General features: G+C 75.7%; 11 protein-coding genes. 6 read left to right on the top strand and 5 right to left on the bottom strand.

Going from position 1 to position 13,560, the window contains the following annotated elements:
- The first annotated feature begins 52 nt into the window (after positions 1-52).
- On the top strand, positions 53-1,693 hold the full coding sequence (locus tag F7P10_RS01575; protein ID WP_151007732.1) for an adenylate/guanylate cyclase domain-containing protein: 1,641 nt from the start codon (positions 53-55) through the stop codon (positions 1,691-1,693).
- 33 nt (positions 1,694-1,726) lie between these two features.
- Here the strand turns inward: F7P10_RS01575 and F7P10_RS01570 are convergent, their stop codons facing one another.
- Positions 1,727-2,359, bottom strand: coding sequence for an MBL fold metallo-hydrolase (locus tag F7P10_RS01570; protein WP_218040595.1), 633 nt, complete (start codon positions 2,357-2,359; stop codon positions 1,727-1,729).
- Entirely contained in the window at positions 2,356-3,441 is a 1,086-nt protein-coding gene (locus tag F7P10_RS01565; protein WP_151007730.1) for an S-(hydroxymethyl)mycothiol dehydrogenase, read from the bottom strand. The genes F7P10_RS01570 and F7P10_RS01565 overlap by 4 nt, the downstream gene beginning before the upstream one ends.
- A gap of 254 nt (positions 3,442-3,695) precedes the next feature.
- Here F7P10_RS01565 and F7P10_RS01560 point away from each other — a divergent pair, with 254 nt between their 5' ends.
- On the top strand, positions 3,696-4,991 hold the full coding sequence (locus F7P10_RS01560; protein ID WP_218040325.1) for a hypothetical protein: 1,296 nt from the start codon (positions 3,696-3,698) through the stop codon (positions 4,989-4,991).
- Between the two features lie 101 nt (positions 4,992-5,092).
- Here the strand turns inward: F7P10_RS01560 and F7P10_RS01555 are convergent, their stop codons facing one another.
- On the bottom strand, positions 5,093-5,665 hold the full coding sequence (locus F7P10_RS01555; protein WP_254716349.1) for an ATP-binding protein: 573 nt from the start codon (positions 5,663-5,665) through the stop codon (positions 5,093-5,095).
- Between the two features lie 103 nt (positions 5,666-5,768).
- Positions 5,769-6,434 carry an MBL fold metallo-hydrolase gene (locus F7P10_RS01550; protein ID WP_151007728.1) on the bottom strand — a complete coding sequence of 222 codons (666 nt, stop codon included), beginning with the start codon at positions 6,432-6,434 and terminating at the stop codon, positions 5,769-5,771.
- 203 nt (positions 6,435-6,637) lie between these two features.
- Here F7P10_RS01550 and F7P10_RS01545 point away from each other — a divergent pair, with 203 nt between their 5' ends.
- From F7P10_RS01545 to F7P10_RS01535, 3 genes are all read left to right on the top strand, one after another.
- The gene (locus F7P10_RS01545; protein ID WP_151007727.1) at positions 6,638-7,144 is read left to right on the top strand and encodes a hypothetical protein; all 507 of its coding nucleotides are present in this window, start codon (positions 6,638-6,640) and stop codon (positions 7,142-7,144) included.
- 3 nt (positions 7,145-7,147) lie between these two features.
- Positions 7,148-11,062 (top strand): tetratricopeptide repeat protein, encoded by a 3,915-nt coding sequence (locus F7P10_RS01540; protein ID WP_151007726.1) that lies wholly within the window; start codon positions 7,148-7,150, stop codon positions 11,060-11,062.
- An 80-nt stretch (positions 11,063-11,142) separates the two neighbouring features.
- Positions 11,143-11,829 (top strand): Crp/Fnr family transcriptional regulator, encoded by a 687-nt coding sequence (locus F7P10_RS01535; RefSeq protein WP_151007725.1) that lies wholly within the window; start codon positions 11,143-11,145, stop codon positions 11,827-11,829.
- 11 nt (positions 11,830-11,840) lie between these two features.
- Here the strand turns inward: F7P10_RS01535 and F7P10_RS01530 are convergent, their stop codons facing one another.
- Positions 11,841-12,605 carry a maleylpyruvate isomerase family mycothiol-dependent enzyme gene (locus tag F7P10_RS01530; protein ID WP_176611263.1) on the bottom strand — a complete coding sequence of 255 codons (765 nt, stop codon included), beginning with the start codon at positions 12,603-12,605 and terminating at the stop codon, positions 11,841-11,843.
- Positions 12,606-12,681: 76 nt separating this feature from the next.
- Between F7P10_RS01530 and F7P10_RS01525 the strand changes: the two genes are divergently transcribed.
- Entirely contained in the window at positions 12,682-13,476 is a 795-nt protein-coding gene (locus F7P10_RS01525) for an MBL fold metallo-hydrolase (protein WP_218040324.1), read from the top strand.
- Positions 13,477-13,560: the final 84 nt, after the last annotated feature.

Here is a 13,560-nt window from a genome sequence, read left to right as displayed (position 1 = left end):
ATAAGGGCGGTACCGGCGGACAGGTCGGCCGGACCGGCTACCCTGCACGCCCATGGAGACCGATTCGGGGGAGCCGGAAGGGGAAGCGGGCCCCGCGCCCGTTCCGGGGCCGGGCGCGACGCTCGCGCCGCCGACCGCGCCACGTCCCCGGCGGACCCTGCTCGGCCCGCTGTGGCGGCTGATCGACGGGCGTCCGGGCGACTCGCGGGCCGCGGTGGCGCGGCGCGCCCGGATCCTGGTGACGGTGGCCACCGGCCTGGCCAACCTCGGCGGCGCCCTCGTCGTGGTGGTGTTCGGGCTCGTCGTCCCCGATCCGGTCGGCGGGATCTCCGACCGCCTCAAGCTGATCAACCTTGTCGTCTTCACCGCCTACGTCGCCGCGGCCCTCCCGGTCGGGCTCCTGCTCGGCGAGCGGTTCTTCCGCCGCGTCCACCGACTCCTGCAGCGCCACGACGAGCCGCGGAACCGCGCGTCCCTGCTGCTCTACGGCCCGCTGCGGCTGATGGGCCTGCACCTGACGCTGTGGGGGATCGGCACGGTCGGCTGGGTGCTGATCAACCTGCCGTTCTCGTGGCTGCTCGCGGTGAAGCTCGGCCTGACGAGCCTGCTCGGCGGCCTCACCACCTGCACGTTCGTCTACCTGATCACCGAGCGGCTGCTCCGCCGCGCGGTGACGACCGCGCTGCGCAGCGAGCTGCCCCGGCGGACCGGGCTGCCCGGCGTCGTCGCCCGGTCCGTGCTCGCGTGGGCGTTCGGCACCGCCGTCCCCATCCTCGGCCTGATCACCCTGGCGGTCGGCTCGTTCCTGATCGCCCGGATCACCGTCCGCGACTTCGCCGTCGCCGTCCTCACCCTCGGCGGCATCGCCCTGATCGTCGGCTTCCTCGTCACCTACGGCGCGGCCCGCGCGATCGCCGACCCGGTCGAGTCCGTCCGGCACGGCCTCGCCCGGGTGCAGCACGGCGACCTGGACGTCGAGGTGCCCGTCTACGACGCCGGCGAGGTCGGCCTCCTGCAGGCCGGGTTCAACCACATGGCCTCGGGGCTGCGCGAGCACGAGCGGCTGCGGGACCTGTTCGGCCGGCAGGTGGGCGCGGACGCCGCCCGCGTCGCCGTGGAGCGCGGCGTCGACCTCGGCGGCGAGCTGCGCGAGGTCGCGGTGCTGTTCGTCGACATCATCGGTTCCACCCGGCTCGCCGCGGACCGGCCGCCCGCCGAGGTCGTCAAGCTGCTCAACGACTTCTTCGCCGTCGTCGTCGAGGTCGTCGGCGCGCACGGCGGCTGGATCAACAAGTTCGAGGGCGACGCCGCCCTGGCCATCTTCGGCGCGCCGCTCGACCTTCCGGACGCGCCCGCGCGCGCCCTGGCCGCGGGCCGCGAGCTGGCCGTCCGGCTGCGCGCCGAGGTCGGCGGGCTCGAGGCGGCCGTCGGCGTCTCCGCGGGCGAGGCCGTCGCCGGGCACATCGGCGCCGAGGAGCGCTTCGAGTACACCGTGATCGGCGACCCGGTCAACGAGGCCGCCCGCCTCACCGACCTCGCCAAGACCACGCCCGCGCGCCTGCTCGCCGCCGGGACGCTCGTCGACGCCGCCGGGCCGGACGAGGCGGCGCGCTGGTCCCTCGGCGACGAGGTGGTCCTGCGCGGCCGCACCCGCCCCACCCGCCTCGCGGCGCCCGCCGACGGCCCGTCCTAGCGGCGCGGTTCGGCGGGCGCGGGGCGGCCGGGGTCAGTGGCCGCGGGCGATCCACTCCTCGAGGTGCGGGGCCTCGGCGCCGATCGTGGTGCCGTCCCCGTGGCCGGTGCGGACGTCGGTGCCCTCCGGGAGCGTCAGCAGCCGCTCCCGGATGGACGTGATGATCGTCGGGAAGTCGGAGAACGACCGCCCGGTCGCCCCCGGGCCGCCCTGGAACAGCGTGTCGCCCGAGAACACCGTCCCCAGTCCGGGCGCGTGCAGGCACACCGCGCCGGGGCTGTGGCCGGGCGTGTGCAGGACGGTCAGGTCCGTCCCGGCGACCGTGATCACCTGGCCGTCCGCCAGCTCGCCGTCGGGATCGCGGTCCGGGTGCCGCCGCCTCCACAGCATCAGGTCGTCCGGGTGCAGCAGGACGGGCGCGCCCGTGGCGTCCGCGAGGGCGGGCGCCGCGTCGATGTGGTCGTCGTGCCCGTGCGTCGACACGATGGCCACCAGCCTGCGGCCGTCCAGCGCCCGGTGGATCGCGCCGTCGTCGTGGGCGGCGTCGATGACGATCGCCTCGTCGTCGTCGCCGACGATCCAGACGTTGTTGTCGACGTCCCAGGTGCCGCCGTCGAGCGAGAACGTCCCGGACGTGACGAGGTGGTCGATGCGCGCCGCCATCAGAGCACCACCACCGAGCGCAGGACGTCGCCGTGGTGCATCTTCTCGAACGCCGCCTCGACGTCGCCGATCCCGATCGTCTCGGTGACGAACGCGTCCAGGTCGAGGCGCCCCTGCAAATACAGGTCGATCAGCATCGGGAAGTCGCGGGAGGGCAGGCAGTCGCCGTACCAGGACGACTTCAGCGACCCGCCCCGGCCGAACACGTCCAGCAGCGGCAGCTCGAGCCGCATCTCCGGCGTCGGCACCCCGACCAGGACGACCGTCCCGGCGAGGTCGCGGGCGTAGAACGCCTGCTCGTAGGTTTCCGGGCGGCCCACCGCCTCGACCACCACGTCCGCGCCGAACCCGCCGGTCAGCTCCCGCACCGACTCGACGACGTCGGCGTCCTTCGCGTGGATCGTGTGCGTGGCCCCGAGGGACTTCGCGGTGGCGAGCTTGCGCTCGTCCAGATCGATCGCGATGATCTTCGCCGCGCCGGCCAGCCGGGCGCCGAGCACCGACGCCGCGCCGACGCCGCCGCAGCCGATGACCGCGACCGAGTCGCCCCGGCCGACGTTCCCGGTGTTGATCGCCGCGCCGAGGCCCGCCATCACGCCGCACCCGAGCAGCCCCGCGACCTCCGGCTTCGCCGCCGGGTCGACCTTCGTGCACTGGCCCGCCGCCACCAGCGTCTTGTCGGCGAACGCCCCGATGCCGAGCGCGGGCGACAGCTCCGTGCCGTCCGCGAGGGTCATCTTCTGCTTGGCGTTGTGGGTGTCGAAGCAGTACCACGGGCGTCCCCGCAGGCACGCGCGGCACTGCCCGCACACCGCACGCCAGTTCAGCACCACGAAGTCGCCCGGTTCGACCTCGGTGACGCCTTCGCCCACCGACTCGACGATCCCGGCCGCCTCGTGCCCGAGCAGGAAGGGGAACTCGTCGTTGATGCCGCCCTCCCGGTAGTGCAGGTCGGTGTGGCATACCCCGCATGCCTGGACGTCCACCACCGCCTCCCCCGGACCGGGGTCGGGAATCGTGATCGTCTCGATCCGCACCGGCTCTCCCTTGCCCGGTGCGACGACTCCGCGTACCTGCTGCGCCATGCTCGTGTCTCCTCGTACTTCGCGTGATCGTCGTTGCGGTGCCCGACGACCCTATAAATCCCCGCTCCACCGGTCTCACGCCATTTCATCAACCGGAAGAACTCGTTCCCGACCAGGCCGGTTCCGGCGGCGTGGCACCCGGGAGCGACCTTGTACCCGCTCAGGTAGCGGGTTCGAGATCACCAATGCGGGCGTGGTGCGGGCGAGAGCGTCCCGTGGAGTCTTGCGGGACCGTACCGGATCGAGGAGGCCCCATGTTCCGTCCCGCTCCCCGCATCGCCGCCGGCCTCGCCGCGGGCGCCGTCGTCGCGGGCGCCGCCACCGCCGTCGGCGCCGCGAGCCCGGCCGCGGCCCACGCGGCCGCGCCCGCGACCGGCCGCACGGCGGCCGCGTCCGCCGCCGGGCAGGACCACCGGCACGCCCCGCGGGGGAGCCTGGTGTCCGCGCGGCACCTCGGCGGCATGACCGCCGCGGAGGTGCGCCCCTGGCTCGCGAGCACGAACTTCGACACCGCGTCCGTCCGGCATGGGGTGGACGCCTACCGGCTCGTGTACCGGACGGTCGACGCGCACGGCCGTCCGGCCACGGCCAGCGGCCTGCTGGTGGTGCCCCGCACCGGCGAGCGGCGGCTCCGCACCGTCTCCTACGCGCACGGGACGACCAGCTTCAAGCCGGACGCCCCGTCGGTCGCCGACGACGTGTGGGCGCGGGGCCCGGCCGTCACCTTCGGCGCCGCCGGGTTCGCCGCGGTCGCGCCCGACTACCTGGGACTGGGCGCGGGGCCGGGCGTCCACCCCTGGAAGCACGTGCCGTCCGAGACGTCGGCGTCGCTGGACATGCTCCGGGCGGCGCGCGCGTTCGCGCCGCGCACCGGGCACGTGCTCGAGCGGGACGTGCTGGTCACCGGGTTCTCGCAGGGCGCGTCGTCGGCGCTGGGGCTCGCCCGGGCACTGCAGGAGGGCGCCGACCGGCGGTTCCGGGTCCGCGCGGTCGCCCCGATCAGCGGCGCCTACGACTTCCGGGGGTCGGAGCTGCCCGCGCTGCTGAGCGGGGAGATCGCCCCGAAGATGGGGGTGGCGTACGTCTCCTACCTGCTCACGTCCTGGAACCGGACCTTCGGCGGCGTCTACCGGGAGCCGTCGGAACTGTTCCGGGAGCCGTACTCCGGCCGGGTCGAGAAGTTCTTCGACGGCACGACGCCCGGCCCCGTCATGCTGGGGGGACTCCCCGGCACCCTGGAGGAACTGCTCACCCCGCGCGGCCTGGAACTCCTGCGGAACCCCTCGGGGACGTTCGCCGAGGGCCTGCGCGTGGACGGCGAGGTCTGCACGGCCTGGACGCCGCGCGTGCCCGTCCGGCTGTACAGGATGGACGGCGACGAGCAGGCGGTCACCGCGAACACCGCGGCCTGCGCGGCGGGGTTCCGGGAGCGCGGCGCGCGGGTGCGGGTCGTCGACGTGGCCGACCGGCTCCACGAGGGGTCGCGGCACCTGGGGTCGAACGTGGCGGCGACCGGTCTGGTGGCCCGCTGGTTCGCCGGGACGCGGTGACCGGGGCGCGGTGACCGGGGCCCGCGCCGGCCGGTTCGGCGGCCGGACCCGTGGAAAGGGCCCCGTGGCTCGGGCCTCGTGGAAGGGTTCGGTGCAAGGGTTCAGTGGAAGCGGATGACCTGGAGCTTGTCGGCGGTGTTGCGGTCCAGGACGGTGACGCCGGCGGCGGGCGGCACGGCGCCGCCGCGGGCGCTGTCGATCAGCGGGCGCCAGCGGCGGCAGTGCCGGTGGAACGTCGCGCGGGTGACGACCCTGCCGCGGGAGATCTGCCCGGCCCGCGCCGTCTCGGGGTCGACGTCGATCAGGATCAGGTGCAGCCGCCCGCCGTGCAGGCGGGCCGTCCACGCGAAGAGGTACAGGATGTGCGGCCAGGTGCCGCGGGTGTGGGCGACGACGCCGCGCCCGCGCAGCACGGCCCGGCCGATCCGCCACACGTGGGTCGTGTGGATCAGCGGGGTGCGCAGGACCGCGGGCAGGGGGCGCAGCCGCCGGGCCCACCAGTTCCGCGCCTGGCCGGAGTCGATCACGAGGACGTCCCCGGCGGGCACCGGCGCGGTCTCGTCGCCGCGCAGGCCGTAGAGCCGGTTCAGCAGCGTGCTCTTCCCGGCGCCTGGAAGCCCGGCGACGAGCACGAGGGAACCGGCCGGGTAATGCAGCGCCGGGCCCGGATCCACCTCATCGATGTCGTGGATGTCGTTCTCCTGGCCGCCGGAAGTGTGTTCTGAGAAACGAACACTCCCCGCCGGTTGTTCCGGCCGGGGCGGCGGCCGGGCGCGGTCACCAGCCGCGGGCGCGCCACTCCGGGACGGCCGGGCGCTCGCGGCCGAGCGTGGAGTCCTTGCCGTGCCCGGGGTAGAACCAGGTGGCGTCGGGGAGGCGCTCGAAGACGCGCTCCTCCACGTCGGCGAGCAGCTGCTTGAACAGCGTCGGGTCGCCCCAGGTGTTGCCGACGCCGCCGGGGAACAGGCTGTCCCCGGTGAACAGGTGCGGCCGGTCGGCGAGCTCCCCGCCCGCGTCGTACAGCAGCGCGATCGAGCCCGGCGTGTGCCCGCGCAGGTGGATCACCTCGAGCGCGGCGCGTCCGACCCGGACGACGTCGCCGTGCTCGACGGGCTCGGCGACGGGCTCGGGGAGGGCCTCGGCGTCGTGGGGGTGGGCGACGACGGGCGCGCCGGTCGCGCGCGCCACCTCGCTGAGCGCCATCCAGTGGTCCTGGTGCCGGTGGGTGGTGACGATCCGCTCGAGCGGGCCGTCGCCGACCAGTTCCAGCAGCCGGGGCGCCTCGTTGGCCGCGTCCACCAGCAACTGCTCGCCGGTGGCGGTGCAGCGCAGGAGGTAGGCGTTGTTGTCGTACGGGCCGACCGAGACCTTCGTGACCCGCAGTCCCGGCAGTTCCCGGACGTCGGGCCGTCCGCCGGGCTCGACGTTCCCCGTGTAGGTCATGGGTCCTCCCTCGAAGGCCGCGTGCGATGCCGGACGACCATCTTCCCCCATCGGCGGGGGCGGTCACGGCCGGGCCGCCGTCCGGGCGCGGCGGGGTTGAGTCACGAGACTCAGCCGAACCGTGCATTAGTGGGCGGAAAACCGCCGCGCGCCGCCGCACCATGGCGGTGGAAGATCGGTTCGACCGAGAGGACGGTACGACGATGCAGGTGGTTCGGCGGGTCACCGCGTCTCGTCCCGGACCGCGTCCGGAGCCGCCCGAGGACGTCCTCGGGCAGGCCTGCGCGCTGGTCCGGCTCTGCGGGCAGGACGCCGCGATCGCGGCGATGCTGCTCGCCCTGGTGCTGGTCGGGACCGCCACGAGGCTGGCCGCCGGCCCGCCCGGCGTCACCGCGCTGGCGCTGCTGCCGGTGCTGGCCGGATCGTTCGCGATCTCGGCGGCCTTCGCCGTCCGGTCCCGCCGGACGCTGCTGTCGGTGCTCGGCGAGGTCCGGGGCCGCACCGGTGCGCCGCTGGACCCGGCGGTCCCGTGGAAGACGTTCGCGTCGGCCGCCGCGCTCGACGAGGCGGTTCTGGACCGGGAGCTGCGACGGCTGCTGTCGGCCGCGCACCGCTGCGGGGAGCTCTCCTGGCAGGCGCTCGCGTGGGCCGTGACGTCTGCGGTGCTGTTCCTGTTCTGGACGCTCGCGGCGGCGGCGGGCGGCGGGTGAACCGTGCTGGACGTCCCCCTCGGGCGGCCTCTCGGGCAGCCCCTCGGGCCCGACCCGGACCACGGCCCGGACCACGATCCGGAGCACGGCGTGCGTCCGGGCAGTTTCTGGGCGCGGCTCGCGCCCGCGGACCGGCAGGCGCTGCGGGCGATGGGCCGCACCACCGCGATCCCGCCGCGCGGGACGCTGTGCCACCAGGGCGTCGCCGCACCCGCCGTCTACGTCCTGTTCAAGGAGGTGCCGCGCGCGGCGGGCAACGCCGTGGCCAAGGAGTTCGTGGACTCCAGCGAGGGCGACCAGTCGATCATCGAGCTGTTCGGGGCAGGGGACCTGGTCGGCGTCCTCGGGCCGTGGGGGCATCCGCAGCGCGGGACGGTCGCGGCGCTCGACCACGTCGTCGCGCTGCGGGTCGAGCGCCGCAAGTTCCGCAGCCTGCTGGCGGCCAACCCGCGGGTCGCCGAGGCGATGATGCACACCGTCTCGCAGATCGTCACGCACGGCGGCCGCCGCCACGCGGTGCGCGCCGCGAACCATCCGCAGCGGCTCGCCTACCACCTGCTGGAGCTGGTCCACCGGTTCGGGGAGCGCACCTCGCGCGGCCTGGAGGTCCCGCTGCGGCTCAGCCAGGCCGAGCTGGCGAACTGGGCGGGGATCTCCCGCGAGACGCTCGTCCGCTGGTTCCGCAAGTGGCGGGAGAAGGGGATCCTGGCCTGGCGGGACCGCCTGCTCACCGTGCTCGACCCCGAACGGCTGCGGCGCGCCGCCGGCCCGTGGGGCGACGAGTGGCCGGCCGTCGAGCACGCCCCCGCGCAGCCGGACGAACCGGGCGGGATCGCCGCGCGCGAGCCCGTGCGGCTGGAGCCGTCCGGCGGCGCGCCCGCCGAGCCGGAACTCCCCGCGGACAACCCGTTCTTCACCGGACGCGACGTCAGCCTGCGCAAGCTCGACATGCTCGTGGCGCAGGCCGAGTGGCCGCGCGCGGTCGTCGTCCAGGGGATGGCGGGGGTCGGCAAGACGGCCCTGGCGCTGCACTGGGCGCACCGGGCGGCCGGGCGGTTCCCCGACGGGATCCTGTTCACCGACCTGCGCGGGACGTCCCGCGGGCCCCTCACTCCCGGCGAGGCGATGGGGCAGGTGCTCCGCGCGGCGGGCATCCCCGGCGACCAGCTGCCGCGCACCGAGGCGGGGCTGGCGGCGCGGTGCCGCTCGCTGCTGGCCGACCGGCGCATGCTGCTGATCCTGGACAACGCCGCCGGTCCCGAACAGGTGGGGCCGCTGCTGGCCGCGGCCGCGTCCGGGCTGGTGGTGGTGACGAGCCGCCGGCGGCTCCCGCCGCTGCTGCGCGGCGTTGACGTCCGCACGCTGGAGCTGCGGGAGCTGGCGGCCGACGAGGCGGAGGAGCTGATCGCGGGCGTGCTCGGGCCGCGGGACCCGCGCGTCGCGGGCGAGCGGCGGCCGCTGGCCCGGCTCGCCCACGAGTGCGGCCGGCTGCCGCTGGCCCTGGCGGTGATGGCCGGCCGGCTCGCCGAGAACCCGGACGAGTCGATCGCGGACGCCGTCCGGGAGCTGACGGCGCACGACGAGGAGACCGCGCCCGGGGTGTCCGGCGCGGGGGCGCGGGGCGGCGCCCGGGGCACGGCCGCGCGCGGCGGCGTGCTGCAGGGCGTCCTGGGCCCGACCTTCGAGGTGGCCTACCGGGGGCTGGGGCTCGACCAGCGGGAGGCGTTCCGCAGGCTCGGGCTCGTCGCCGGCCCCGACTTCACGGCCGCGGCCCTCGCCGCGCTCCAGGACCGTCCGGAGGAGGACGCGCGCGACTGCCTGGAGGGGCTCCGGCAGGCGTACCTGGTCGAGGACGCGGCGCCCGGCCGCTACCGCATGCATGATCTGCTGCGCGAGTTCGCCCGCGGGCGGGCGCTCGTCGAGGACGCCGACAGCGATCTGCAGGCCGCGCAGCGGCGGCTGCTGGCCGGCTACCTCGCTGGGGCGCGGGCGGCGGGGGAGCGGCTCGGCGCGCCCGCGCGCCCCACGGTGGCAGGCGGCGCGGCCCGCGAGGGCGTGCCGCCGGGCGCGGGCGCCGGGGCGGCGTCCCGTCCGGCGGGGGCGCCGGTGCCGGATGCGAGCACGGAGGCGCCGGCGGCCGGGCTCGAGTGGTTCGAGGCCGAGCGGCGCAACCTCGTCGCGGCGGTGCACCGGGCGGCCCGGCTCGGGCTGCACCGGACGTGCTGGGAACTGGCCGACGCGCTGTTCGACTTCCAGCGGCTCCGGCGGTACGGGGAGGACAACGTCGCGGTCCTGCAGGCGGGCGTGCGCGCCGCCCGCGCCGAGGAGGACTGGGCGGCCGCGGCCGTCATGCTGCACGACCTCGCCGTCGCGCACGTCGAGCTCGACCGCGCCGCGCAGGCCGTCGGGTACGCCGAGGACGCGCGGCGCGGCTTCCGCGCCGCGGACCCGCCCGACCGGCACGGGGAGGCCGCCACCCTGGCCACGCTCGCCGACGTGCACGACGCGCTGGGCCGCTACCCGACCGCCATCGACCACGCCCGCCGCGCCCTGGCCGCCCACGGCGAGCTGGGGAACGACGGGGGCGTCGCCCAGGCGCACGACACGCTCGCCCGAGCGCACCTGGGCCTGTCCGACCACGAACGGGCGCTCGAGCACGCCGACCGTGCGCTGGCCATACGCAGGCGGATCGGCGACATGCCCGGCGTCGCCGGAACCCTGTTCACTCTGGCGCGGGTGCACCGCCGCTGGGGCAACGTCCGGGACGCCGTCCTGCACGCCCTGGAGGCCCTCTACATCCGCCAGGAGCACGCCGATCAGCTCGGCGCCGCGCAGGCACTCACCCTCCTGGCCCGCATGCACGCCTCCCTCGGCCAGCGCGACCTGGCCATGCAGGACGCCGAACAGGCGCTGCGCACCTACCGCGCCCTGGGCGCGCGGCACGGGGAGGCGCGCGCGCTGACCGCACTCGGGATGCTGACGTGCGACGCCGCGCGGTTCGCCGAGGCCTTCACCTACTGCGGCGACGCCCTGCGCCTGCACCGCGACGTCGGGGACCGGCACGGCGAGGCCGAGACGCTCGCGCAGATCGGCGTCGTCCACCTGCGGCTCGGCCGCCACCGGGAGGCCCGCGAGCACCTCCTGCACGCGCTCGAGGTCCGCCGGGAGATCGGCGACCGGCACGGCGAGGCCAGCGACCTCGAGTACCTGTCGGTGGTGATGCGCCGCCTCGGGCGCCCGCAGGAGGCGTTCGTCCTCGGCCTGGAGGCGCTGGACCTGTGGCACCGGCTCGGCGCCCGCGGCGCCCTGGCCGGCACGCTCGGCAGCCTCGCCCGCACCTACCTGCGGCTCGGCCTGCCCGAGGACGCCGAGCGCGCCGCCCGGCAGGCGCTGGGGATCCGCCGCGCCGCCGGAGACCGGCACGGGCTCGGCGTCGGCACCGACACCCTCGCGATGGTCCTGCGGCGCAGCGGGCGCCCGCACGACGCCCTGCGGGCCGGGCTCGAGGCGCTGCGGCTCATCGCCGAGGCCGGCGACCGGTACGCCGAGGGCACGGCGCTGGTCCACCTCGCCGCCGTCCACCTGGACCTGGGCCGCGCCGGGGACGCCCTGGAGACCGGACGGCGCGCGCTGGACCTGGCCACCGAACTCGGGGACGCCCGCGAGCAGGCGTACGCGCTGCACGTGATGGCGCGGGCGTGCCGGCTGCTCGGCGAGCACGCGCGGGCGGCCGCGCACTTCGGCGCCGAGATCGCGATCCGGCGCGACATGGACGACCATCCGGGGCGGCGCGAGGCGCTCCGGCTGCAGGGCGCCTCCTACCGCGCGCTCGGCGACACGGACGCCGCCGCGGACTGCGCCCGGCGCGTCCGCGCCCTCGACAAGTGGCTCGAATCGGATAGATCACTCGACATGTGACGAAATACGCGGTCCAGCGCCGTGCCGCGCCGTTGACTGGATCCGGGGCCGGGGCCCCGGCCGGCCCGCGAGGAGGCGACATGGAGACCACCCGGTTCTGGGACGCGCTGCCCGAACGCGCCCGGAAGGCCCTGCGCGAGGAGGGCACGACCGTGATGCTCAAGCCGGGCGCCTTCCTCATGCGCGAGCACACCCACACGTCCCAGGTCTTCGTCCTGCACTCCGGCGCCGTGAAGGTGTGGGTCGACCGGGCCGGGGACGTCGCCATCCTGGACGTGCTCGGCCCCGGCGACCCGGTCGGCGAGCTCGAGGCCGTCGACGGCGGCGTCCGGCACGCCAACGTCGAGGCGCTCACCCCGGTGGAGGCGACCGTCCTGACCGCCGACCGGTTCCGCCGCGTCCTGGACGCCCACCCCGGCACCGCCTGGGCGGTCGCCGCCGTCCTCGCCGAGCGGCTCCGCGACGCCAACGAGCTGCGCATCGCGCACTTCCCCGACGATCCCGAACGCCGCCTCGCCGGCCGGCTGCTGCGCCTGATGTCGCGCTTCGGCGCCCCGCGCGCCGGGACCGGGAGCGGGGACGAGGACGGCGTCGAGGTGCGGCTCCCCGTCAGCCAGCAGGACCTCGGCCGCTGGGCCGGGATGGGCCGCCGCAAGGTCGCGCAGATCCTGGCCGCCGAGCCCGTCCGCGGCGGCCTCGCCGTCGCCCGCAACATGATCGTCGTCCGGTCGGCGGATCCCCTGCACCGGCTCGCCGACCGCGAGTAGGTGTACTCGGATCAGGCGTCCGGGAACCCCGCGGGCGCGTGCGGCCACGGCGGCGGCTCCGGCGGCGCTCCGGCCGGCCGGACGGTCACGCCCGAGCCGTCCGAGCGCCCGCTCAGCCAGCCGAGCAGCGCGCGTCCCGTCCCGGACGCCTCGGCGCCGTTCGGCTCTCCGAGCACCACCGACGCGCCGAGGTCGGTCGCGGGGATCCGGTGGCCGGCGAGGCCGAGCATCCGCTCGCGGGGCAGCGCCGCCAGGTCGGTCAGCGTGCTGCGCGCCGCCCAGTCGACGTACGGTTCGGGCCAGTCGTCCGGCCCGTACCCGGCGTCGAGGTCGACGTGGTGGGCCTCGACCTCGTGCCAGCGTCGCAGGATCGTGTACCAGGCCGGATGGGCGTAGCTCGCCATGGCCCGGACGGTGCGGTCCCAGGCGTCCTCCGGCAGGTCACGGGCCAGCTGCTCGAACCGCGCCGCGCCGGCCCGCACGTCCTCGGCCAGTTCGTCGCCGCCCCGTCCGGCCCCGGCCTCGATGTCGGCGTTGCGCCGCTCCACGCTGGGGTATTGCGGGATCTCCTCGCCGGTCCTGGCCCATTCCAGCAGGTTGCACAGCGAGTCGGCGTTGCGGGCGATGTGCGTGGCGACGTGGCCGCGGCTCCACCCCGGCAGGGCCGAGGGGGCGCGCAGGGCGGCGTCGTCCAGCGCGGACAGCGTGGCGGCGATGCGGTCGGCGCCCGAGCCGACTTCGCCGATCATGTCGCGGGCGAACTTCGAGGTGCTCACGACCGTCCATCCTGCCCCACCGGCGGCGGTGCGCGCCGCGTTGCACCCCGGCACCCTCCCGTTCACAATGCCGATCATGGAATTTCCGATCTGCGTCACCTGCGGCGTCCAGTACGGCGCGCCCCGTCCCGACTGCCCGATCTGCGAGGACGAGCGGCAGTACGTCGGCTGGGAGGGGCAGCGCTGGACGAGCCTGGCGGAACTGCGGGCCGCCGGCCACCGCGCGCGGATCGAGGAGGAGGGCCTGGACGTCGTCGGCATCGGCACCGAGCCGTCCATCGCCATCGGCCAGCGGGCGCTGCTGCTGCGCACGCCCGCCGGCAACGTCCTGTGGGACATGATCACCCACATCGACAACGACCTGATCCGCGAGATCGACGGCCTCGGCGGCATCAGCGCCATCGCGATCAGCCACCCGCACTACTACGGCACGATGATCGAATGGGCGCACGCCTTCGACGCGCCGGTCTACATCCACGAGGCCGACCGCCGCTGGATCGCCCGTCCCGACGACGCCGTCGTCTTCTGGTCCGGCGACACCCGCGAGATCGCCGACGGCGTCACCCTGATCAACGCCGGGGTCCACTTCGACGGCGGGCAGGTCCTGCACTGGCGGGACGCCCGCGCGCTGTTCTCCGGCGACATCCTGCAGGTGGTCAACGACCGCGACTGGGTCAGCTTCATGTACTCGTACCCGAACTACATCCCGGAACGTCCCCGGACCGTCCGCCGCGCGCTGCGCCTCCTCGAGCCCTACGACTTCGACCGCGTCTACGGGGCCTGGTGGCGCAAGATCGTCTACACCGACGGCAAGGACGCCGTCCGCCGCTCCGCCGACCGCTACCTCGAATACGCCCTCGACGACGAGTGACCGTCGGCGGCGAGGCTGGGCGCGGGGGGCTCCCCGCGCCATCCACGCTCCTGGTGGCCGCCACCGCCCATGCCGCACGGGAGC

This window comes from Actinomadura sp. WMMB 499 (assembly GCF_008824145.1).
In the GTDB taxonomy this organism is placed as follows: Bacteria; Actinomycetota; Actinomycetes; order Streptosporangiales; family Streptosporangiaceae; genus Spirillospora.
The sequence above is the reverse complement of the archived record's forward strand: the minus strand, read 5'-3'. Positions and strand labels throughout refer to the sequence as shown.